Below are 2,636 nucleotides of genomic sequence, written 5' to 3'. Positions count from 1 at the left end.
CACTAATCGTCCATAATGAAAATCATAATGATTTTGCAGCAGAATGTCTTGATACTTTAAATTTCAGTGAAATCAATCAATTTTTTGAATGCAAGGTTTTTGATCAAAGATTTTACATTTCAGAAATACAGAAAATTAAAGATATTAGTCGACAAAGTTTAGAATTAATTCCGAAGATAATTGATGGGGTGGAGTTATCTAGACCTGCATTACATAAAGAGTTTGAAGATAAATTAAATTTAGGCAGATTTATACAAATTACAGGTTTGTCAGGTACAGGTAAATCAGTTCTACTAAGACAAATCGCAGAGTCAAAAGCTAATAATCTACCATCTTTATTCATTAAATCAGATCAACTTACGGGAAGTAATACTTGGTTGGAATATCTATCTAGAGTTGGACTACCTAGTTTTTCAATTTCAGAGTGGCTAATAAGTTTGGAAGCCGTTGGGGGAGTTCCTATTGTCTTTATTGATGGTATAGACAGAATTAGTGAAAATAGTAAACCAATCATTGAAGAGTTAATTACTACAATTTTTAATAATCACGATTTAACCAATTGGAAAATCGTTACTACGTTAAGAGACACTGGACTTGAACCATTAAAACTATGGGTCGGTGCTCTATTGAAGAATATAGCCATCCAAACCTTAAACGTAGATCTTTTAAGTGATGATGATTGTTATACATTAGCTCAACAAATTCCTGGCATTCAGAAGCTATTATTCAGTGATAGTAAAGTCAGAGAGATCATTAGACGTCCTTTTTTTGCTAAAGTTTTAACCAGTTTAAAAGCCAATAATTTTGAACCTGAGTCAGAACTAGAATTAATAGATGCATGGTGGGAACGAGGCGGATTTAATGAAACTGGTCAATCTACTTATAATCGACAAGATTTTTTAAAAACACTTTCTGAACTTAAATCTCAAAGCCTTAGTAAGAGTGTCAAGCGTAGAGAGATTCAGCCTATTGATGTTTTAGATAGCTTGGTTGTTGACGGGATAGTTCATGTAAATTCTAAAAGTTCTACTGTTGATTTTACACATGACATATTTTATGAATGGTCATTACTTTATCTTCTTTTAGAAGAAGAACAAGACTGGTTGAATAAAATAGAAAGCTTTGGACAACCTCCTTATATAAGTAGGGTTGTAGAATTGCTTGCTCAACGAGAATTTATTGACGATCAGTGGATTAGTCATTTAGAAAACCCAAAATTTAAAGAGCTAAGATCACAATGGTTAAGAGCATGGGTGATTGGACCAATAGGATACCCAAAGTTCATTGAGTTGAGTATTGGATATACACAAGTCTTACTCGAAAATGATTTTGATATCTTTAATAAGTTATTGACATGGTTTCAAGCAGAGAAGACTAAAGCAAATCCTGTATTATTAATACAGTCTGATAAACTAGAGATGGCTATTCAATATCCTTGGCCATCTGATGCTTCACTATGGCGAACACTTTTAGAATATATTTTTAAGCTAATCCCAAGCATACCTCCCAAAGTATATCCTCAAATACTGAAGATTTTTGAAGTTTGGCAATATTTAGGTATTCATATACCCTCAAATCAAATGTCTAAAATGCTTTTGGATGTATCAATTCACTGGCTTTTAGAAATTTCTCAAAAAGAAAGATCTAACGACTGGGGACAAATAGTTAACTTAAAAGATTTTAAGTTGGGTCTAATTAACTTAATTTTGGTTTCAATACATTCAAATCCATCCTATATGGAAAAATATTTAAATTTTCTACTTTTGGAAAATGAAGTTTCTAGAGATACTTATGCACATATAGTAGGTGCTTCATCCCTTATTTCACAACATCATCCAAAATTACTTGCTGATTTAACGCTAAAATTTTTATTAGATGAACTGCCTAAAACACGTATAGAACGTGAGGAAAGAAGCTATCAAAGAACAAAGCAATATTATCAAGAGTTACTGGCTAAACCTGAAGAAGAAAGATCAAAAGAAGAACAATTAATGATTGATCGTCGTGCCTTATTTTTTCATCAAGCACCATATCAACAAATTCAGAGAAAGGATTGGGAAAATTTATCAATTAAATATGAATCTAAATACTTTTATCCTAGCTCACCTTTAAAGGAGCCATTTTTTTCACTATTGAAGCATTCAGAAGATAATGCATTACAGCTCATACGTGATCTATCTAACCATGCTATTAAAGCATGGAAACAACTATGTGAAATTTCTGAACAAGCACCTATACCAACTACTATTGAATTTCCTTGGGGAGTACAAGAATTTTGGGGAAATGAAAAGCAATATATCTGGAAAAAAACTGTTTGGATAAATAATGCGATTTCATCGGCCTTTATGGTCTTAGAGAACTGGTGCTTTGAACAGCTAGAACAAGGGCGAGATTTTGATGAACTCATTCATAAAATTACATCAGGAAATGAGTCCGTTGGAATTCTCGGTGTAGTAAGTGTTTTAGCTCTTAATAAGCAAGTGGTTTCTAATTCTATATTACCAGTTGTTACTAATTTTAAAATTTTAGAATTAGATAAATATCGTTTTCAGCAATGCTTACAAGAACCTAGTACAACTTTATTCTCTCTTCAAGATAAATCAAAATATCAAAATGATATTGAAGCTGTCAGACAC

1 pseudogene is annotated in these 2,636 nt (G+C 32.0%); it reads left to right on the top strand.

Going from position 1 to position 2,636, the window contains the following annotated elements:
* Nucleotides 1-2,636 (top strand): annotated as a pseudogene (locus HUN22_RS16430) (ATP-binding protein); the annotation flags it as partial.

The organism is Acinetobacter lactucae, from assembly GCF_013344765.1.
In the GTDB taxonomy this organism is placed as follows: Bacteria; Pseudomonadota; Gammaproteobacteria; order Pseudomonadales; family Moraxellaceae; genus Acinetobacter; species Acinetobacter lactucae_A.
This window is presented reverse-complemented; position numbering and strand designations above follow the sequence as displayed.